The sequence below is a fragment of the Kitasatospora sp. NPDC059577 genome, from assembly GCF_042735475.1.
GTDB lineage: Bacteria > Actinomycetota > Actinomycetes > Streptomycetales > Streptomycetaceae > Kitasatospora.
The window spans coordinates 2,393-21,806 of sequence record NZ_JBHWBZ010000076.1 but is presented as its reverse complement, the minus strand read 5'-3'; the positions used below and the strand labels follow the sequence as shown (position 1 = coordinate 21,806).

Genomic DNA, 19,414 nt, shown 5'->3' with positions numbered 1-19,414 from the left:
CGCGCGCGCGGCGCCCGCGGCGCGGGCCCCCGGGCCCCCCCGCCCCCCCCGCGCGGGTTCCTGTCCCCGGGGCCGGGGGGGCCCCCCCCCGGCCGGGGGGGGGGGCGCCCCCGCTCTTCTCTGTGCGCCCGCGACTCCCATGCCCCCGGCTGCTCCCACGCCCCGGCGACTCCCGACCCGACAACTCCTCTGCCCCGGCGCACGATCCGCGTTCCGGCGAGCGATCCGCACCCTTCGGCCGCCCGGGCCGTACGCCGGCGAACTGTTGGGTCTCTTGACAGACCAGTGGTCTAGTCCAAACATAAGCATGTCGATCCGACCGGGATGCACTGTGGGGGTGTGACCACCGGCGGCTGAGGCACTGCCCTGCCCTGCTCCGCTCCACCCCCGCCCCGTACGGCCGCGCGCACTCGCACCGCCGCCCGCGTCCACGCGAACCGGTGGGCTGCCGCACGCCCGCACGCCGCCGTCGCCACCGCGATCCGCCCGCTCCCGCGCTCCGCCCGGTCCCGATCGGACCCCGGGCCGGCGCCACCTGGCCGCACCCCACACGGCCGGCCCGGCGCCGGCCCACTCGCAACTCCCCAACGTCCTGCCCCACCACGTCTGTTGGAGAATCCATGCGTCTTCGCCGAACAATCCAGGCCGCACTGACGGCCTGCGCCACGCTGGCCGCCTCGGCCGGCCTGGTCGCCGCCGGAACGAGTACCGCCCAGGCCGCCACCCCGCTCCCCAGTCGGGTCTTCGCCCCCTACTTCGAGGCCTGGACCGGGCAGAGCCCGGCCCAACTGGCCGCGCAGTCCGGCGCCAAGCACCTGACCATGGCGTTCCTGCAGGCCACCACCAAGGGCTCGTGCACGCCGTACTGGAACGGCGACTCCTCGATGCCGGTCTCCTCCTCGACCTTCGGCGCCGACATCGCCACCATCCGCGCCAACGGCGGGGACGTGATCCCGTCCTTCGGCGGCTACACCGCCGACAACACCGGCACCGAACTGGCCGACAGCTGCACCGATGTCAACCAGATCGCGGCCGCTTTCGAGAACGTCATCACGACGTACGACATCAGCCGGATCGACCTCGACATCGAGGACAACTCGCTGACCAACACCGCCGGGATCGACCGCCGCAACAAGGCGATCAAGCTCGTGCAGGACTGGGCCGCCACCAAGGGGCGCAGCATCCAGTTCTCCTACACCCTTCCGACCACCACCAGCGGGCTCGCCGACAGCGGCCTCGCGGTGCTCCGGAACGCGGTCGGCAACAACGCGCGGATCGACGTCGTCAACATGATGACCTTCGACTACTACGACAACGCCACCCACGACATGGCGGCCGACACCCAGACGTCCGCGCAGGGCCTCTACAACCAGCTCGCCAGGCTCTACCCGTCCAAGACCCCCGCCCAGCTGTGGGGTTCGATCGGGATCACCGAGATGATCGGTGTCGACGACTTCGGGCCGGCCGAGACCTTCACCCTGGCCAACGCCACCACCGTCTACAACTGGGCCGTCTCCAAGGGCATCAACACGCTGTCCTTCTGGGCGCTCCAGCGTGACAACGGCGGGTGCCCGGGCACCAAGGGCAACGACAACTGCTCCGGGATCGCCCAGAACACCTGGGACTTCACCCACATCTTCGCGCCGTTCACCAGCGGCTCCACGGTGAGCAACGACTTCTCCGTCTCCGCCAGCCCGAACTCCGCCACGGTCACGGCCGGTTCATCCACCTCGGCGACCATCGCGACCGCCGTGACGGCGGGCTCGGCACAGAGCGTCAACCTGTCGGTCAGCGGCGCCCCGACCGGCGTCACCGCCACCGTCACCCCCGGCAGCGTCACCGCCGGCAACAGCGCCACCCTCAACATCACCACCACCTCGTCGGTGGCGCCCGGGAGTTACCCGATCACCGTCACCGGCACGGCGGCGTCCGGCAGCCACACCGGTGTCTTCACGCTCACCGTCACCGGAACCCAGCCGGGCAACGACTTCTCGGTCGCGGTGAACCCGAACTCCGGTACCGTGGCGGCCGGTTCGTCGGCCTCCGCGACCGTCGCGACCGCCGTGACGGCGGGCTCGGCGCAGAGCGTCAACCTGTCGGTCAGCGGCGCCCCGACCGGCGTCACCGCCACCGTCACCCCCGGCAGCGTCACCGCCGGCAACAGCGCCACCCTCACCATCACCACCACCTCGGCCGCGGCGGCGGGCACCTACCCGCTGACCGTCACCGCCAACGCGCCGTCCGGCACCCACACCGCGACCTACTCGCTGACCGTCACCGGGACCACTCCGACGACCGGCCTGGTCAACGGTGACCTGGAGACCGGCAGCCTGGCCCCGTGGACCTGCCAGAGCGGCGGCGCCGTGGTCTCCACCCCGGCCCACTCCGGCACCCACGCGCTGCAGGCCGCGGCCACCGCGAGCCAGACCGGCGAATGCTCGCAGACCGTCACGCTGAAGCCCAACACCGGCTACACGCTGAGCGGCTGGGTGCAGGGCAACTACGCCTACGTCGGCGTCAGCGGCGGCGCGACCGCCGGCTCCTGGGCCAACTCCGCCGGCTGGACGAAGCTGACCATCCCCTTCACCACCGGCGCCTCCGGCACCGTCACCGTGTACCTGCACGGCTGGTACGGCCAGGGCAACGTGTTCGGGGACGACTTCTCGATCGCGTAGCGGGTGACGAGCGGCTCGTCACGAGCGGCTCGCGACGAGTGACGGCTGACGAATGACGAGTGACGCCTGACGAATGACAGCTGACAGATTTCATCATCTGTCAGCTGTCATCCGTCGTCTGTTCCCCCGTCGACTGCCGTCGGCCCCTCAGCTCCCGCCCTCAGCCGCCCGCCACCGCCACGGCCGGCCGCGCCGGCCGGCACAGCGCCAGGTACGCCACCGTCGCCAGAACCCCGCAGACCAGGACCACCAGCGCCAGCAGCGCCGCTGAAGGCCGCCCGCCGAGGCTGCTCAGCGGGGCCACCACCGCCCCGACCAGGAAGTTGCCCGTCCCCAGCAGCGCCGACGCCGTGCCCGCGACCTGGGGCTCGACCAGTCCCAGCGCCTGCGCGGCGGTGTTCGGCAGGAGCACCCCGAGGCTGCCCATCATCACGAACAGCGGCGCGCAGAACCCGACCAGCCCGAGGTCCCACACCGCCGTCAGCAGCACCAGCGCCACCCCGGCGGCCACCGCCACCGCGAGGCTGCCCAGCATCAGCGCCCGCGGCGTGAAGCGCGGCGCCAGCACCCGCCCGTTCAGCTGCGTCATCACCACGATCGCGACCGAGTTCAGCCCGAACAGCAGGCTGTAGGTCTGCGGCGAGACCTGGTACACGTGCTGGAGCACCGTCGACGACCCGCTGATGTACCCGAACAGCGCTCCGAAGGCGAGGGAACTGGTCAGCGCCAGTCCGAGGAACGGCAGGTTCCGCAGCAGCCGCCCCATCGTCCGCAGGGTCGCGCCCACCCCGCCGCCGTCCCGGGCCTCCGCCGGCAGCGTCTCGCGCAGCGCGCCGAACGCGACCAGGGTGAGCAGCAGGCCGAGCGCGGTGAGCGCGCCGAAGGTGCCGCGCCAGGAGGTGAACCGCAGCAGCTGCGCGCCGACGATCGGGGCGAGGATCGGCGCCAGTCCCGATATCAGCGCGATCGAGGCGAGGAACCGCAGCAGCGCGACGCCCTGGAAGCGGTCCCTGGAGACGGCGCGCGCGATCACCAGTCCGGCGGAGCCCGCCGCGCCCTGGACGAAGCGGGCGGCGATCAGCACCGACAGGTTCGGTGCGAGCGCGCACACCACGCTGGACAGGGTGTAGGCGACGAGTCCCACGAGCAGCGGCGGGCGCCGCCCGAAGCGGTCGCTGAGCGGCCCGAAGAGCAGCTGTCCGGCCGCGACCCCGAACATCGAGAAGGTGAGGGTGAGCTGGACGGCGGCCGGCTCGGCAGCCAGGTCGTCGGCGATCGCGGGCAGGCCCGGGAGGTAGAGGTCGGTGGTGAGGGGTCCGAGCGCGGTGAGGCCGCCCAGGACGGCGATCGTGACCCAACCGGTGCCGGCCCGGCCGGTGGCGGGTGTGGTGACGGCAGCGGTCGACGTGTCATCGGCGGGGCCGACGGTCGGGCCGGGCATGGCTCTCCTCACGGACGGGGCGACGAGGGATTCGTTCGCACTCCGTCCTACCGCAGGCCGGGCCGGTTCCGACAGCAGGGGGTGCGTCAGGGTGCGACCGCCACCCGCACGCACCGACGAGCCGTACACGCACGACGGCGGCGCACACCCGCGCGGCACCGGGCGCCACCCGCACGGCAGCGGCCCCCGAGCATGCGGCAGCGGCCCGCCCGCACCTCCCGGTGCCCGACGGGCCGCTCGGCCGTCCGGGGAGCCTGATCCCCGGTCAGCGCGCTCAGTGCTTGGCGACGTGCTCGGCGCGCAGCGCCGCCTGTACGGCCGCGCCGTCCTGCCAGGCGTAGAGCTGGTTGCCGTTCAGCGTCACGTTGTAGTGCCCGCAGGTGCCGCTGGCCTTGGCCGCGACGTTCCCGGGGAACCAGCCGGCCTTGAGCGACATCGGCACCGGGTGCGCGGCCTTGCCCGGCTGCCCGGCCGTGCAGCCGACGGGCAGCCGCCCCTCCGGGAGGGTGGCGCGCAGCAGGCGGTCGTCGCCCGTGGTGGACATCAGGTACTGCACGCCGGAGGCGTTGTCGGGCAGCCAGGCCGGGATCGAGTGGCGCTCGGCCTTGGCCTGGGTGCCGGTCGCGTACGAGGCCTGCTCCTGATGGCGCTCGTCGTACCAGTCGGACAGCCGCGGGCCGATTGCCACCACCGCCACGGCCGCGGCCATGCCGGTGCCCGCGACTCCCAGCGCGACCTTGCTCACGATGCCCTTCATGCCCGACTGTCCTCTCCGTGTCGTTGCCGCGTGTCCGCTGCCGGCCGCTGTCCGCTGCCGAGCGGCCGTCCGTCCCGTTTCCGGCCCGGGCGACGCGCTCCGCCGTCCGGTGCAACCATCGTGGCCCGTGCCGCCCCGGCGGAGCGTCACCACCAAGTCGCGATCTTGGCTCCATCCCACGGGGTACCGTCTCCACCTTCAGGCGTATGCCCTTCGGCAGAGGCTCCGGTTCCCGCGGGCCCGGGGACGCGGCGGCCCGGGACACGGTTCCCGACGGCCCGGGTGCGTGCCGGCCCGGCGCTCAGGTTCGCACGCACGGATCGAGCGGCGCCCGAGCCCCGATCGAGCCTCGCTCAAGCGCGGCCCCAGCGCAGCCGGGCCTGCTGCACCCGGGGCATCGCGGGTCGGCACCGGCGTCGGCTCGGCGTCAGCCCCGGGGTCGACTCGGCGTCGGCTCGGCGTCAGCCCCGGGGTCGACTCGGCGTCGGCTCGGCGTCAGCCCCGGGGTCGACTCGGCGTCGACTCGACGTCGGCCCGGTTCGCCCCGGCCGCCGGGGCCGCCGTGGTCGGCCGGGTCCCGCGCGGCTCAGACCGTCACGGACACCGGCACCGGGCGGGCGACCGGGAAGGGGCGGCCGTCGAGGGTCCAGTGCGGGTCGATCGGGCGCAGCAGGGAGGCGTACACCTGGGCGGCGACGTCCGGGTGGCGGATCTCGCCGGCGGGCGGCCCGGCCGGGATGTCGTGCCCGGCGCAGGCGACCCAGGCGGTCCGCTCCTCGACCGTGCGGCCGCCGTGGCCGCCGGCGTCGACGTGGCCGTGGTCGGTGACGACGATGACCGTCCACTGCTCCTCGGCGTACGAGGCCCGGCCGCGGACGGCGTCCAGGAGCCGGCCCAGGCGCTCGTCGGCGGCGCGCATGGAGGCCCGGTACTCGTCGCCGCAGCCGAGGAAGTGCGCGGTCTCGTCGACGGCGCCGAGGTAGACGAAGGAGGCTTCGGGGTCGGCGGTGCCGAGGACGTGGACGGCCTCCCGGGTGACCTCCTCGTCCACGGCCTCCCAGGCCTCGGGGGTGTCCTCGGCCGGGGCGACGTAGGAGAGCCGGCCGGGGGCGCGGAAGAGCGGGCCGCCGGACTCGTTGATCATCAGCGGGTCCCAGCCCGCCGCGACGAAGGTGCGGCGGCGGTCGCCCCGGTTGAGGCGGGTGGCGAAGTCGGGGAAGACGTCGAGCCGGTTGCCGGCCAGGTGGTTGCCCCACACGCCGTGCTTGGCGGGCTCGACGCCGGTCACGATGGTGGCCCAGCACGGCCCGGACATGGTCGGCGTGGTGTCCGCCACGGTGACCGGCACCAGGAACCCGGCCGCGCCGACCTCCTGGAGGCGCGGCATCGGCACCTCCGTCAGGTAGTCGTACCGGACGCCGTCGATCCCGACGACGAGCACCCGGGGGCGGGGCCACTGGACTGCGGACATGGCGGGGGTTCCTTTCGGTCGTGCGCACGGTCGGCCGCGCCCGCCGGGGGCACCGCCGACCGCGCCATGCTCCACCGGCCGCCGTACCGGACGGCGTCGCACCGTCGAACGGCGGGTGTCCTACGGGTGTCGGGCCGACGTCCGTATGCCGGTCCGGTCCGATCGGGTCAGGGCCGGTCCGTGCCGGTCCGAGTGGCATCGGGTTCCGGGTCCGCCGAGGGTCCGGGGCCGCCGAGGATCCGGGGCCGCCGAGGATCCGGGCCTGCCGAGGATTCGGGCCTGCCGAGGATTCGGGCCCGCCGAGGGTCCGGGCGGGCGTCAGGCCGCCGTCCGGACGAACCGGCGATCGGCTTCCGCCAGCTCGGCGGCCGGTCCGGCGGCACGGAGCACGACGTCCAGGACCCGCTCCGGGTCGGCGGCGTAGCAGTGCGCGAACCACGGCAGGTTGGCCTCCACCACGGCCCAGTGCTCGGCCGGGTCGTAGGGGTCGGCGATCGGTCCGACGTCCAGCGCGACCGCGCCCGGCAGGGTGTCGCCGACGGCGGCGAGCAGCCGGCGGGCGAAGGCGACGGCCTCGGCGGTCAGCGGTGCCGGGTCGAGCCGGCCGAAGCGGGCGTAGCGGCTGCCGGTGAGCACGTCGCCGTCGCGGACGAACAGCCGGTACTCAGCGGCGAACGTCACCGGTTGACTGACCAGCACGGGTGTGTCCGGGCCGATCCGCTCGCCGGTGCGCGGCAGCCGGGAGCCGTCCGGGTAGACGGCGGGCGGCAGCGACTTGTCGGCGGGCGGCTTGACGAACGCCGGGTGGCGCAGCGTCCAGGCCTCGGCGAGGGTGGTCAGTTCGATCCGGCGGCGGGTGAACTCCTCGGGGAGGCGGGCGAGCCAGTCGTCCTCGGGTTCGAGCAGGGCCAGGCCGAGCGGCGCGGCGATCCGGGCGGCGGTGAGCGGCCCGCCGTACCAGTGGACGGGTCGCCCGGCGAGCCGCTCGACCCTGTCCGGGCCGTCGAGGACCACGGTGGTGAGGCCGCGTCGGGCGGCGGCCTCGGTGAGCAGGACGGTGGTGCTGGTCCGCTGCGCCGAGGTGAGCAGGACGCGGCCGGCCGTCGCCGGCCCGGACGCCCCCGCGGGGACCGGCCCGGTCACGGCTGCGGCCGGAACGCGTGGACCACCTCGATGCGGCCGACGAGGTGCCGGTTGAACTCGGCCAGTTCCTCGGCGGGCACCCAGAGCTCCAGGATCGTCCGGCCACCGGCCTGCCGCACGGGGTAGCGGGCGAGGAACCCGGTCTCGACCTCGAAGCGGGTGACGTAGCCGACGCCGGATGCCGGCACGTTCCAGTCCCGGGCGATCCGGATCGCGTAGTCCTCGTCGAGGACGGGGTAGAAGATCGGCTGGTCGGGCAGGCGGGGCGGCCAGGCACGCCAGTCGGCGGCCTCGACCAGCGCCAGCTCCCGGGGGCCGGTGGGGCGCCAGAGGGTGGTGGTCGGGGGCGGCTGGACGGGCTGGCTGGTCATGGCAGGGGACGGTAGCCGGGCCCCGACGGGTCCGGCCACCGGATTTCTCCTGCTCACCGGGGTGGACGGCTCGTCAGCGGTAGGCGGCCTCGCCGGTGATGGCCTCGCCGAGGACCAGGGTGTGGATCTCGCCGGTTCCCTCGTAGGTGAGCACCGACTCCAGGTTGTTGGCGTGCCGCAGCACCGGGTACTCGGTGGTGATGCCGTTGGCCCCGAGGACGGTCCGGGCGCTGCGGGCGATCTCCAGCGCGGCGCGGACGTTGTTGAGCTTGCCGAAGCTGACGTGCGGCGCGCGGGCCGCGCCCTCCTCCTTGAGCCGGCCGATCCGCAGCGCCACCAGGTAGGCCTTCTCGACCTCCAGCATCATCTCGACCAGCTTCTGCTGGGTCAGCTGGAAGCCGGCGATCGGCCGGTCGAACTGGATCCGGCTCTTGGCGTAGTCCAGGGCGGCGGTGTAGCAGTCGCGGGCGGCGCCGACGGTGCCCCAGAGGATGCCGTAACGGGCCTCGTTGAGGGAGGAGAGCGGTCCGCGCAGGCCGACCACCCCGGGGAGCACGGCGTCGGCGGGGAGGACCACCTCGTCGAAGGCCAGCTCGCTGGTGACGGAGGCGCGCAGGGAGAGCTTGCCGTGCACGTCGGTGGCGGTCAGACCGCGGGCGCCGCGCTCGACCAGGAAGCCGCGCACGCCCTCCTCGGTCTGCGCCCACACCACGGCGACGTCGGCGATGCTGCCGTTGGTGATCCACATCTTGCTGCCGGAGAGCACCCAGTCCCCGCCCTCGCCACCCTTCCGGACCGCCCGGGTGCGCATGTTGGCCGGGTCCGAGCCGAAGTCCGGCTCGGTGAGGCCGAAGCAGCCGATCAGCTCGCCGGCGGCCATGCCGGGCAGCCAGCGCTGCTTCTGCTCCTCGGAGCCGAAGGCGTGGATCGAGCGCATGGCGAGCGAGCCCTGGACCGAGACGAAGCTGCGCAGCCCGGAGTCCGCCGCCTCCAGCTCCATGCAGGCCACGCCGTACGCCACCGCACCGGCGCCCGCGCAGCCGTAGCCGTCGAGGTGCATGCCGAGCACACCGAGGGCGCCGAGCTCGGGGGCGAGTTCGCGGGCCGGGAAGACGCCGCGCTCGAACCAGTCGCCGATGTGCGGGCGGATCCGCTCCTCGGTGAATCGGCGGACGGTGTCGCGGATCAGCCGCTCCTCGTCGGAGAGGAGGTCACCGACGGCGAGCAGGTCGGCCGGGTCGATCCGGGTCGGCTTCGTCATTGAAGCTCCTTGTGGTCTCGGCGGAGTACCGGCGAGTATTCCGCACCCGGCCGGGCCGTGGTGGGCGCGAGCGAGTGAGGAAAGCGACATGGGCGGCTCCGGGGCCGGGGACGGGTACGCCATCGGCCTGCTGACGGCGCAGGAGCCTCCCGGCGCGGCGGGGAACCCGCCGCCCTGCTGGTGGAGACACCGTGTACGACGGCAGCTCGCCGGGCTTCCTCGCGCCACCGGACCACGGCGGGGCCACCGCGTGGCGGCGGGCCCTGGGCCCGGACGTCGCGAACGGCCGGCTGCTGCTCCGGACGGTCCGGGCGGGGGCGGTCGGGCGGCCGGCCGGGACGGTGCAGTCGCGCCCGGCGAGGACGGCGAACGTCCGCCGGCGGCCCCGCTCAGCCCACCCCGCAGAGCCGGAGCACCGCCGTCGTCGCCGCGCCCGCCACGACCACCAGTGGGAACGGCGCCCGGCGCAGGGCCAGCACCCCCGCGACCAGCACGCCCACCGGGCGGGCCCAGCCCGCGAAGCCGTGACCCTGGGTCAACGCCCCGGTCGCGACCAGTGCCACCAGCAGCAGCGCCGCCGCGACCGCCAGCAGGTGCCGCAGCCGCTCCGAGAGGGCGAGTCGGCCACCGAGCAGCGGCCCGGCGAGGCGGAACGCGTACGTCCCGACGGCCAGCAACAGGACGGCGTACAGCGGCATCATCGGACCGCCTCCTTCTCCACCGGCGCCATCCGCTCCGACGCCTCCACCGACTCCGACCCCGGCTCCCTCTCCGACCCCGCCGCCGGCCCCGCTCCCGCCGCCGGCCCTGGCCCCGCCGCCGGCCGTGGCCGCCCGGCGAACAGCAGGCCGACGAGGGCGAGCAGCACCGGCAGCCCGGCCGGAACGAACGGCGTGGCCGCGACCGCCACCGCCGCGCCCACCACCGCCGCCGTACGGGTGCGCCGGTCCGTGAGCGAGGGCAGGACGAGCGCGAGCAGCACCGCGGGGAAGGCGGCGTCCAGGCCCAGCGCGTCCGTGTCGCCGATCAGCCCGCCCGCGCCGGCGCCGAGCAGCACCGAGAGGTTCCACACCACGTAGAGGGCGATCCCGCAGAGCCAGAACGCGGCCCTGCGGCGGCGCGGCTCGCCCTGTTGCAGGGCGAACGCCGCGGTCTCGTCGGTGATCAGCTGCGCGCCGAGCACCCGCCGCCACGCCGGGCCGTCGAGGACGTCGGCCACGGTGAAGCCGAAGGGCAGCAGCCGGGCGTTGAGGACCAGTCCGGTGGCGACCGCCGCGAGCGCGCCGCCGCCGGACAGTACGACGCCGACCGCCGCGAACTGGGAACCGCCGGCGAACACGAGGACGGAGAGCGCGATCGGCACCCAGAGGGGCAGACCGCCGGAGACGCTGATCGCGCCGAAGGAGGCGCCGACGAGGGCGTCGGCCAGGCAGACCAGGGCGATGTCACGAAGGGTGGCACGCTCCAGTGTTCGGAGTAGCGAACGCATGTCCATTAGAGTGAACCCATCGCGACGGGTTCGTCAAGGCGAACGATAGGACCGCTAGAGCGAACGCCCGCTCCGGCGCTCCCCTCAGGTCCGGACGGCCGTGACAGCATGAACGGCACCGGCGCCACCGGAAGCGGCGGAACCGGCCGCAACCCGGCGTCGGCACCCGGCGGGCAGCGCAGGAGCCAGAGGAAAGCGTGAGTGGCGAGCATGAGTGACCAGACCACCCCGGCCACCCCGGCCACCGCCGCCGGCGGCTCCGGAACCGAGCTGATCGGCCAGATCGCCGCGTCCATCCGGCGTGAGCGCGAGCGCAGCGGACTCTCGATGGCCGAGCTGGCCCGGCGCGCGGGCATCGCCAAGTCGACGCTCTCGCAGCTGGAGTCGGGCGCGGGCAACCCCAGCGTGGAGACGCTCTGGGCACTCGGGGTCGCGCTGAACGTGCCGTTCAGCCGACTGGTCGACCCACCGCGGCCCGCGGTCAAGGTGATCCGGGCCGGCGAGGGTCCGGTGACCCATTCCGAGCGCGCCGACTACGCCGCGACCGTGCTCTCCTCCTGCCCGCCCAACGCCCGGCGCGACATCTACCGGATCGAGGCGCAGCCGGGCGAGACCAGGGCGTCCGACCCGCACATGCCCGGCACCGTCGAGCACGTGATGATCGGTGCCGGCCGCGCCCTGGTCGGACCGACCGAGGCACCGGTCGAACTGGGCGCGGGCGACTACGTCAGCTACCCGGGCGACGCCCCGCACGTGTTCCGTGCCCTCGCCCCCGACACCCTGGCAGTGATCGTGATGGAACACATCTGACGCCGCCCCTGACGCTCCGTCAGATCGACCGATCCCTCGGCGCCGTCACTTCAACAGCCCGTCCAGGAAAGGGTTTCCGAACACCCGGTGCGGGTCGTGCCGGTCCAGGACGGCGACCGCCTCGTCCCAGCCGGGTCCGCCGCCGGCCCGCAGGCTGTCGGGGATGGCCCGGTCGATCAGGTCCCGGTCCGACCAGGCCGCGTCGGCGGTGTAGGCCCAGCCCTTCGACCACTCGACCCGCAGACCCGCCCGGGTGCCGTCGAAGGTACGCAGCAGCCACTGTTCCAGGTCCCGGGCGAAGCTCTCCAGCCCGGGAGTGCCGGGGAAGGCGAGGACGTCGAGCCAGACCGCCGTGTCCCAGTCCGGGCGGTCGGCGCGCGGGCGCAACGCGGACAGCAGTGGGGGCCGGGCACCGGGGACGCCGGAGGACGCGGGGTCGTCCAGGCCGGTGACCCTGATCTCCACCGCGCCGTTCACCGGGTACTCGCCCCGGGCCTGGTGGTCGGCGAGCGACTTCCGGTAGTACGCGGCGAATTCGCTCACCACCCACTGCAGGTCGGCGCGCCGGGTGAGGACCGCGTAGCCGTTGGCGGTGACCCGCAGGGTGCTGGGGCGGACGTACTGCAGCAGGGTGCGCGAGGGCCCCCAGAGGTCCGAGCGCAGGCCGCCCGCAAGCAGGTGGGTCAGCACGTCGCCGGTGAGCAGGCCGCGCAGCAGGTCCCCGGACAGGAGGACGTCCGTGAGGTCACCGGTGAGAGCCACCTTGGCGACCAGGTACTGGAGTTGACCGAACAGCGGGGCCGATCCCCAGGCGCCGGCGACGATTTGACCGGCGAGCCGGGCCACCGGCTCCGGAACGACGTCCGAGAAGGGGTAGTTGTACGGCTGGTCGACGGTGAGGGAACCGAGCGGCTTGGCCGGGGCGACGCTCCAGGTCTTGAGCCAGGGGTAGTCGGTGTAGGCGAACCAGATCGCCTCGGCCCGTCCGTCGCGCTCCACGAACTCGGCGAAGGTCCGCGGGCCGCCGCCACCACCGCCGCCACCGAGGACACCGCCGAGGACGCCGCCCAGCACTCCTCCGAGCAGCCCGCCGCCGTCGTCACCGCCGGAGGCACCCGGGCGGGCGAAGAGTTCGCTCGCCGGGATGTCCAGCCGGCTGACGCAGCGCAGCGGCCGGTCGGCTCCGGCGCGCAGGACGACCTCGGTGAGGAAGGCCCGGCCCAGGTGCACCAGGAAGGCTGCGCTGTCGGCCTCGGACCGGTCGAAGCTGCGCAGGGCGTAGCGGCCGGTGGCGGGGTCGAGGACGACGGCGGTGAGCCGGACGACCTGGTTGCTCACCGAGCCGTAGCCGTGTCCGTCCGGCCGCACCTCCCCCGCGGCGGGGACGGCGGTGCCGTGGCCGCCGATGGCGAGCACGCCACCGAGGGTGAGTTCGCCGGGGGCCGGACACGCGGTCAGGCCGAGGCCCCGGCCGGCCAGGTGCGCGAGCAGGGCCTCCATGGTGGCGCCGGTCTGCGCCCGGACCGTGGTGGGAGAGTCGGCGGTGACGGCGGTGAGGTGCCGGCTGGTGTCCACCAGCAGGACGCGAGTGCTTTCCGGGGTTCGGTCGGCGACGGTGAGCGGCGCCCAGGTGTGCCGGTAGCCGCTGGCGCGCAGGCGCCAGCCGTTGGCGTGCGCCCAGTCGGCGAGGGCCGGAACCTCCTCGGGGGTGCGGGGCGCGCACGTCCACAGCTGGTCGGTGCGGATCTCGCCGGACCAGTTCTGGAAGACCCGCTGGTAGAGCTCGGTGCCGGCGGGGAGTCCGGGCGGCGCGGGCGTGGTGGCCCGAGCGCTGTCCGGCCCGACGGCGCCGCGCAGGATCCAGGCCGCGCCGCCGAGCGCGGCCGACGCGCCGAGCAGTTGCCGCCGGGTGAGGCGGCTCCCGGCACCGTTCCCCCGGCGCGGCGCGGCGCCGCCGTCCGTCCCGCCGCCGCCTTCGCCCGCCGCACCGACCGCTCCGCCGTCGGCTCCGCCCCTCGTGTCCGCGCCGTCCGTCGCGTCGTGTCGCCTGGTCATCCGTCCGCCCCCTGTAGTGGTCCCCCGGGGCCTGGTTACGGCTTCCGGGCCGGGGCCGGCGGTCCCCCGGCCCCGGGGAGGAGCGTACGAAGGGCCGCACGGCGGTTTGAAGCGGACCGCCCGGTGTCTCACTCGTTCGAGTGAGTGCGGGCCGGTCGGCCCGTGGGAGTCCCGGGCGTGGGTCAGGCGGCGCTTCCGTCCTCCGGGGCCGGCCGTTGCGAGGCTTCTCGGCGGGCGCATAGGTTGATCTTGACCACCCGAGACCCCCCGGAACCGACCCGGAACCCCTCCGGCCTCGTCCTGCCCCGTCCGGCCCCGTCCGGCACGCACCCGCTCGAACCCGATCGCCAGGAGCTCCGCCATGCCCTCGTCCGCGCCCCTGACCGTCGCCGTCGCCCAGCCCGTCTGCGTCGCCCCCGGAGAGCCGGAGACCGTGTCCGACAACGTCGAGCTGCACGCCCGGGCCGTCCGGCAGGCCGGGACCCGGCTGGTGGTCTTCCCCGAGCTGTCGCTGACCGGCTACGACCTGACCGCGCCTGCCGTCGACCCTGCGGACTCCCGCCTCGCGCCGCTGGTCGCGGCCTGCGCCGAGGCCGGGGCCGTAGCCCTGGTCGGCGCGCCGGTCCGGGACGTCGACGGACGCGAGTCCATCGCCACCCTGGCGGTCACCGGCGAGGGCGTCACCGTCGTCTACCGGAAGTCGCGCCTGCACGGAGCCGAGGTCGAACGCTTCACCCCCGGTGACAAGCCGGTCGTCCTGGAACTGGACGGCCTGCGGCTCGGCCTCGCCGTCTGCGCGGACGCCGCCGATCCGGCCCACGCCGAGGAGACCGCCGCGCTCGGCATCGACGCGTACGTCGCCTCCACCCTGTACGGGCCCGGTCCCGCACAGGCCGCGCGCCGGGACGGGCACGGCCGGGAGCGCGCGACCGCCCACGGGGTGTGGTGCGTGCTCGCCACCTCCGCCGGGGCCACCGGCGAGTTCCCGGACAGCTCGGGCGGCTCCGGCTTCTGGGCCCCCGGCGGCGCGCTGGTCGCCCAGGCCGGCACCGCGCCCGGCGAGCTGGTCCGCGCCGAGTTGGACCGCGTCGCCCCGGACCGCGCCGAGCGGCCCCGACCGTAGGGCCGACACCCGGCAGACCCGGTCGGCCCGGCCGACCCGGGGACCGGCCGTGGGAACCGGCCGTGGGAACCGTCGGAACCCCACACCCCCGCCGGAAATACCCGGGCCCCGCTCGCGGCTGTCGTGATCGGATGTCCGTTCCGGGCCGGACCGGCCCGTACAGGAGGTGCAGCGCGCGATGGGTGACGAGCAGGCGAAGCCGCAGGAGTACCGGGTCGAGCACGACTCGATGGGTGAGGTCCGGGTGCCGGCCGCCGCGAAGTGGCAGGCGCAGACGCAGCGGGCGGTGGAGAACTTCCCGGTGTCCGGGCAGCGGCTGGAGCGCGCGCACATCGCGGCGCTGGCCCGGATCAAGGCCGCCGCGGCCCGGGTGAACGCCCGCCTCGGCGTCCTGGACGAGGCGACGGCGGAGGCGATCGTGTCGGCGGCCGAGGAGGTCGCGGACGGGCGCTGGGACGCCGAGTTCCCGGTGGACGTGTTCCAGACCGGCTCGGGCACCTCGTCCAACATGAACACCAACGAGGTGATCGCGACCCTGGCCGGGGAGCGGCTGGGCCGCCCGGTCCACCCGAACGACCACGTCAACGCGAGCCAGTCGTCCAACGACGTCTTCCCGTCGTCGATCCACATCGCCGCCACCGCCGCCGTGACGCACGACCTGATCCCGGCCCTGGAGCACCTGGCGGAGGCGCTGGAGCGCAAGGCCGCCGAGTTCGCCCGGGTGGTCAAGTCGGGCCGTACGCACCTGATGGACGCGACCCCGGTCACGTTGGGCCAGGAGTTCGGCGGCTACGCGGCGCAGGTGCGGCACGGGCGGGAGCGCCTGCTGGCGACCCTGCCCCGGGTGGCCGAACTCCCGCTCGGCGGAACGGCCGTGGGCACCGGGATCAACACCCCGCCCGGTTTCCCGGCGGCGGTCATCGCGGAGGTCGCCCGCGTCACCGATCTGCCGCTGACCGAGGCCCGGGACCACTTCGAGGCGCAGGGCGCACGGGACGCCCTGGTCGAGCTGAGCGGTCAACTGCGCACGGTGGCGGTCGGATTCACGAAGATCGCGAACGACCTGCGGTGGATGGGGTCCGGCCCCCGCACCGGGCTCGGCGAGATCAACCTGCCGGACCTGCAGCCCGGTTCGTCGATCATGCCGGGCAAGGTGAACCCGGTGCTGCCCGAGGTGGTGCTGATGGTCGCCGCGCAGGTGGTCGGCAACGACGCGACCGTGACGCTGGCCGGCGCGAGCGGCAACTTCGAGCTGAACGTGATGCTTCCGGTGATCGCCCGCAACGTGCTGGAGTCGGTACGGCTGCTCGCCAACAGTGCGCGGCTGCTCGCGGACCGGACGGTGGACGGCATCACCGCCAACGTCGAGCGGGCCCGGGAGTACGCGGAGTCCTCGCCGTCGGTGGTGACGCCGCTGAACCGGTACATCGGGTACGAGGAGGCGGCGAAGGTCGCCAAGCAGTCGCTGGCCGAGCGCAAGACGATCCGTCAGGTGGTGCTGGAGCGCGGCTACGTCGAGCAGGGCAAGCTCACCGAGGAGCAGTTGGACGAGGCGCTGGACGTGCTGCGGATGACCCGTCCGTAGCGGCCCGGGAACACCCCCGGGCACGTGCGACGGCTCCGGGGCGCCCCGGCCTCCGGACGTGCGCCCGGGGCGCGGTGGGCGGTCGCGCCCTCCGTGCCCCGGGCGGGGCTGCGGGGAAGGTCAGCCCCTGGCTCGGCCGGCCCGGCCGCGCCGCATTGCCGCTCCGTTCGACGTCATGGTGGCCATCGAGATCGCCGCGAGGCCGAGCAGGAACATCACGGCACCGACGATGATGCAGGTGACGATGTTCTTGCCGTGCGCGGCGGAACCGGAGACCGCCCACGGGGAGATGATCGTCCAGGCACCGAGCGCGGTGGCCGCCCAGGCCCTCGCGTGGGTGCGTTCGTAGGCCGAGCCGTAGCCGGCCATCAGCGCCGTGTAGGCCAGACCCACGATCAGGCAGGTCACGGTCAGGGTGCTGAACGCGGTGAAGCCGACGATCCATGGCGATGCTGCCAGGAAGAGACCGGCCAGGATGGCCAGGGCTTCGATGCCCTGGGCGCGGGGGGTCGAGGTGACCCGCTCGTAGTGTTCGCGCAGTTCGACGATGTCCGGATGGTGCTCCATGCCCGTCGGGATATGGGTTGCCACCGATACCACCTCCTGTGGTCCGGAACGTGGAGGGCCTTCGCCCGTAACGGTGCGTGCCCCGTACCCATTCTGTCCCTTCTCTAACGGTTTGCACCTAATTGCCGATAATGATCGATAACCATCCGATCACGCCGGTGACCTGCGTCTCAACGTCGCGGGGTGCCATTGCCTATGCAACTCGTTGCATAGCAGGATGCGGGTCATGGCACTGGAGCACGCGATCCTCGTCTCGCTGCTGGAGCAGCCCGGCTCCGGCTACGAGCTGGCCCGGCGCTTCGACCGCTCCATCGGACGCTTCTGGACCGCCACCCACCAGCAGATCTACCGGGTGCTGCGGCGCATGGAAGCGGACGGCTGGGTGGCCGCGCAGGAGGTCACCCAGGACGGGCGCCCGGACAAGAAGGTCTACTCGGCGGCCGACGCCGGACGGGCCGCGCTGTCCGACTGGCTGCGGCAGCCGGTCGAGCCGGAGACCGTCCGGCACGAGCTCGCGGTCAAGATCCGGGCCGCCGCCTTCGACGACCCGGCCGCGCTGATCCCCGAGGTCGAACGCCACCGCGAGGGCCACGCCGCCCTGCTCGCCCGCTACCTGCACGGCGAGCAGCGGGACTTCCCCGACCTCGACGCGCTCGACACCCGCCAGGAACTGCAGCACGTGGTGCTGCGCGGCGGCATCGAGTTCGAGCGGATGACCCTCGCCTGGCTCGACGACGTGCTCGCCACCCTGCGCCGCCTCGCCGGCGACCGGCCGTCCTGACGGCCCACACCCTCGCCCCTCTCGACACCCAGGAGCCCCGTGATGCTCTTCAACCCGCGCACCTACGACCCCGCACAGTTCGACGAGCCGACCCGCCGGCTGCTGCGCGCGACCGTGGACTGGTTCGAGTCCCGCGGCAAGAAGGCGCTGATCGACACCTACATCGACCGCACCTGGTACGCCGACTTCCTCGAATTCGCCGCGAAGGAAGGCCTGTTCGCGGAGTTCCTGACCCCGTCCGCGGCCGACCCCGACAAGCGCTGGGACACCGCCCGGATCGCCGAGCTGAACGAGATCCTCGGCTTCTACGGCCTCGGCTACTGGTACACCTGGCAGGTCACCATCCTGGGCCTCGGCCCGGTCTGGCAGAGCGAGAACGAGGCCGTCCGGGCCCGCGCCGCCAAGCTCCTGGCGGAGGGCCACGTCATGGCGTTCGGCCTCTCCGAGCGCTCCCACGGCGCCGACATCTACTCCACCGACATGATCCTCACCCCGGACGGCGAGGGCGGCTTCACCGCGACCGGCCCCAAGTACTACATCGGCAACGGCAACGTGGCCGGCCTGGTCTCGGTGTTCGGCCGCCGCTCGGACGTCGAGGGCCCCGAGGGCTACGTCTTCTTCGCCGCCGACAGCCGCCACGAGGCGTACCACCTGGTCAAGAACGTGGTGAACGCCCAGATGTACGTCAGCGAGTTCCGCCTCGAGGACTACCCGGTGCGCGCCGAGGACGTGCTGCACACCGGCCAGGCCGCCTTCGACGCCGCCCTGAACACCGTCAACGTCGGCAAGTTCAACCTCTGCACCGCCTCCGTCGGCATCTGCGAGCACGCGATGTACGAGGCCGTCACGCACGCCCGCAACCGGGTGCTGTACGGCAGGAACGTCACCGACTTCCCGCACGTCAAGCGGGAGTTGACCGACGCGTACGTCCGCCTGGTCGCGATGAAGCTGTTCAGCGCGCGGGCCGTGGACTACTTCCGCACCGCCTCCGCCGAGGACCGCCGGTACCTGCTGTTCAACCCGATGACCAAGATGAAGGTCACCACCGAGGGCGAGAAGGTCATCGACCTCATGTGGGACGTCATCGCGGCCAAGGGCTTCGAGGCGGACACCTACTTCGACAAGGCGGCGAAGGACATCCGCGGCCTGCCGAAGCTGGAGGGAACCGTCCACGTCAACCTGGCGCTGATCCTCAAGTTCATGGGCAACTACCTGTTCGCCCCGGCCGACTACGCCCCGGTGCCGACCCGCCTGGACGCCGCCGACGACGCCTTCCTGTTCCGTCAGGGCCCGGCCCGCGGCCTCGGCGCGATCCGCTTCCACGACTGGCGCGCCACCTACGACCGCCACGCGCAGCTGCCCAACGTCGCCCGGTTCCGCGAACAGGCCGACAGCTTCTGCGAGCTGCTCCTCAGCCACGCGCCGAGCAAGGAGCAGCAGGCCGACCTGGACTTCCTGCTGGAGATCGGCCAGCTGTTCGCGCTGATCGTCTACGGCCAGCTGGTGCTGGAGCAGGCCGAGTTGACCGGCCTCACGGCGTCCGACGCGGGCGGCGACGTGCTGGACCAGCTCTTCGACGCCCTGGTCCGCGACTTCTCCGCGCACGCCACCGAGCTGCACGGCAAGGCCTCCACCACCGAGGAGCAGGCCGCCTGGGCGCTGGCCAACGTGCGCCGCCCGGTGTCGGACGCGGCACGGGCCGCGCGGGTGTGGGAGCAGGTCGAGGCGCTCTCCGGCGCGTACGAGATGCAGCCGTAACGGGATCGCAGGACCTGAAGGGCCCCGGGGGGGGGGGGGGGGGGGGCGGCCCCCCCCCCGGGGGCGCCCCCCCCCCCGCCCCCCCCCCCCCCCGGGGGGGGGAGCCCACGGGCCCCCCGCCGTGGCG

General features: G+C 73.8%; 16 protein-coding genes. 6 read left to right on the top strand and 10 right to left on the bottom strand.

Annotated elements, in window-relative coordinates; translation table 11 throughout:
• The first annotated feature begins 620 nt into the window (after positions 1 to 620).
• On the top strand, positions 621 to 2,675 hold the full coding sequence (locus ACFV0O_RS36955) for a glycosyl hydrolase family 18 protein (RefSeq protein ID WP_380348560.1): 2,055 nt from the start codon (positions 621 to 623) through the stop codon (positions 2,673 to 2,675).
• Between the two features lie 160 nt (positions 2,676 to 2,835).
• Here ACFV0O_RS36955 and ACFV0O_RS36950 read toward each other — a convergent pair whose 3' ends face one another.
• The 8 genes from ACFV0O_RS36950 to ACFV0O_RS36915 form a co-directional block, all read right to left on the bottom strand.
• Positions 2,836 to 4,116, bottom strand: a complete 1,281-nt coding sequence (locus ACFV0O_RS36950; RefSeq protein WP_380348558.1) for a multidrug effflux MFS transporter — start codon at positions 4,114 to 4,116, stop codon at positions 2,836 to 2,838.
• Positions 4,117 to 4,390: 274 nt separating this feature from the next.
• Complete coding sequence (locus ACFV0O_RS36945; protein WP_360251316.1) at positions 4,391 to 4,873, bottom strand: hypothetical protein; 483 nt, start codon at positions 4,871 to 4,873, stop codon at positions 4,391 to 4,393.
• A gap of 586 nt (positions 4,874 to 5,459) precedes the next feature.
• Positions 5,460 to 6,344, bottom strand: a complete 885-nt coding sequence (locus ACFV0O_RS36940) for an alkaline phosphatase family protein (protein ID WP_380348555.1) — start codon at positions 6,342 to 6,344, stop codon at positions 5,460 to 5,462.
• Between the two features lie 318 nt (positions 6,345 to 6,662).
• Positions 6,663 to 7,487, bottom strand: coding sequence for an ATP-grasp domain-containing protein (locus tag ACFV0O_RS36935; RefSeq protein WP_380348553.1), 825 nt, complete (start codon positions 7,485 to 7,487; stop codon positions 6,663 to 6,665).
• Complete coding sequence (locus ACFV0O_RS36930; protein WP_380348551.1) at positions 7,484 to 7,858, bottom strand: ADP-ribosylation/crystallin J1; 375 nt, start codon at positions 7,856 to 7,858, stop codon at positions 7,484 to 7,486. The genes ACFV0O_RS36935 and ACFV0O_RS36930 overlap by 4 nt, the downstream gene beginning before the upstream one ends.
• Positions 7,859 to 7,931: 73 nt before the next feature.
• Positions 7,932 to 9,119, bottom strand: a complete 1,188-nt coding sequence (locus ACFV0O_RS36925) for an acyl-CoA dehydrogenase family protein (protein ID WP_380348549.1) — start codon at positions 9,117 to 9,119, stop codon at positions 7,932 to 7,934.
• A 389-nt stretch (positions 9,120 to 9,508) separates the two neighbouring features.
• Positions 9,509 to 9,817 carry an AzlD domain-containing protein gene (locus ACFV0O_RS36920; RefSeq protein WP_380348590.1) on the bottom strand — a complete coding sequence of 103 codons (309 nt, stop codon included), beginning with the start codon at positions 9,815 to 9,817 and terminating at the stop codon, positions 9,509 to 9,511.
• Positions 9,817 to 10,608 carry an AzlC family ABC transporter permease gene (locus ACFV0O_RS36915; protein ID WP_380348547.1) on the bottom strand — a complete coding sequence of 264 codons (792 nt, stop codon included), beginning with the start codon at positions 10,606 to 10,608 and terminating at the stop codon, positions 9,817 to 9,819. Before ACFV0O_RS36915 ends, ACFV0O_RS36920 begins: the two co-directional genes overlap by 1 nt.
• Before the next feature lie 210 nt (positions 10,609 to 10,818).
• Here ACFV0O_RS36915 and ACFV0O_RS36910 point away from each other — a divergent pair, with 210 nt between their 5' ends.
• Complete coding sequence (locus ACFV0O_RS36910; protein WP_380348588.1) at positions 10,819 to 11,418, top strand: helix-turn-helix domain-containing protein; 600 nt, start codon at positions 10,819 to 10,821, stop codon at positions 11,416 to 11,418.
• Between the two features lie 45 nt (positions 11,419 to 11,463).
• On the opposite strand, the gene ACFV0O_RS36905 is transcribed toward ACFV0O_RS36910, so the two are convergent.
• The gene (locus tag ACFV0O_RS36905; RefSeq protein ID WP_380348545.1) at positions 11,464 to 13,473 is read right to left on the bottom strand and encodes a cholesterol oxidase substrate-binding domain-containing protein; all 2,010 of its coding nucleotides are present in this window, start codon (positions 13,471 to 13,473) and stop codon (positions 11,464 to 11,466) included.
• Between the two features lie 361 nt (positions 13,474 to 13,834).
• Here ACFV0O_RS36905 and ACFV0O_RS36900 point away from each other — a divergent pair, with 361 nt between their 5' ends.
• The gene (locus ACFV0O_RS36900) at positions 13,835 to 14,596 is read left to right on the top strand and encodes a carbon-nitrogen hydrolase family protein (protein ID WP_380348543.1); all 762 of its coding nucleotides are present in this window, start codon (positions 13,835 to 13,837) and stop codon (positions 14,594 to 14,596) included.
• A gap of 178 nt (positions 14,597 to 14,774) precedes the next feature.
• On the top strand, positions 14,775 to 16,181 hold the full coding sequence (locus ACFV0O_RS36895; RefSeq protein WP_380348541.1) for a class II fumarate hydratase: 1,407 nt from the start codon (positions 14,775 to 14,777) through the stop codon (positions 16,179 to 16,181).
• A 120-nt stretch (positions 16,182 to 16,301) separates the two neighbouring features.
• Here the strand turns inward: ACFV0O_RS36895 and ACFV0O_RS36890 are convergent, their stop codons facing one another.
• Positions 16,302 to 16,748: an SPW repeat protein gene (locus ACFV0O_RS36890; RefSeq protein WP_360251286.1), complete on the bottom strand. Its 447-nt coding sequence runs from the start codon at positions 16,746 to 16,748 to the stop codon at positions 16,302 to 16,304.
• A 226-nt stretch (positions 16,749 to 16,974) separates the two neighbouring features.
• Here ACFV0O_RS36890 and ACFV0O_RS36885 point away from each other — a divergent pair, with 226 nt between their 5' ends.
• Both ACFV0O_RS36885 and ACFV0O_RS36880 read left to right on the top strand, forming a co-directional pair.
• Positions 16,975 to 17,529, top strand: coding sequence for a PadR family transcriptional regulator (locus ACFV0O_RS36885; RefSeq protein WP_380348538.1), 555 nt, complete (start codon positions 16,975 to 16,977; stop codon positions 17,527 to 17,529).
• Positions 17,530 to 17,571: 42 nt separating this feature from the next.
• Complete coding sequence (locus tag ACFV0O_RS36880; protein ID WP_380348536.1) at positions 17,572 to 19,287, top strand: acyl-CoA dehydrogenase family protein; 1,716 nt, start codon at positions 17,572 to 17,574, stop codon at positions 19,285 to 19,287.
• Positions 19,288 to 19,414: the final 127 nt, after the last annotated feature.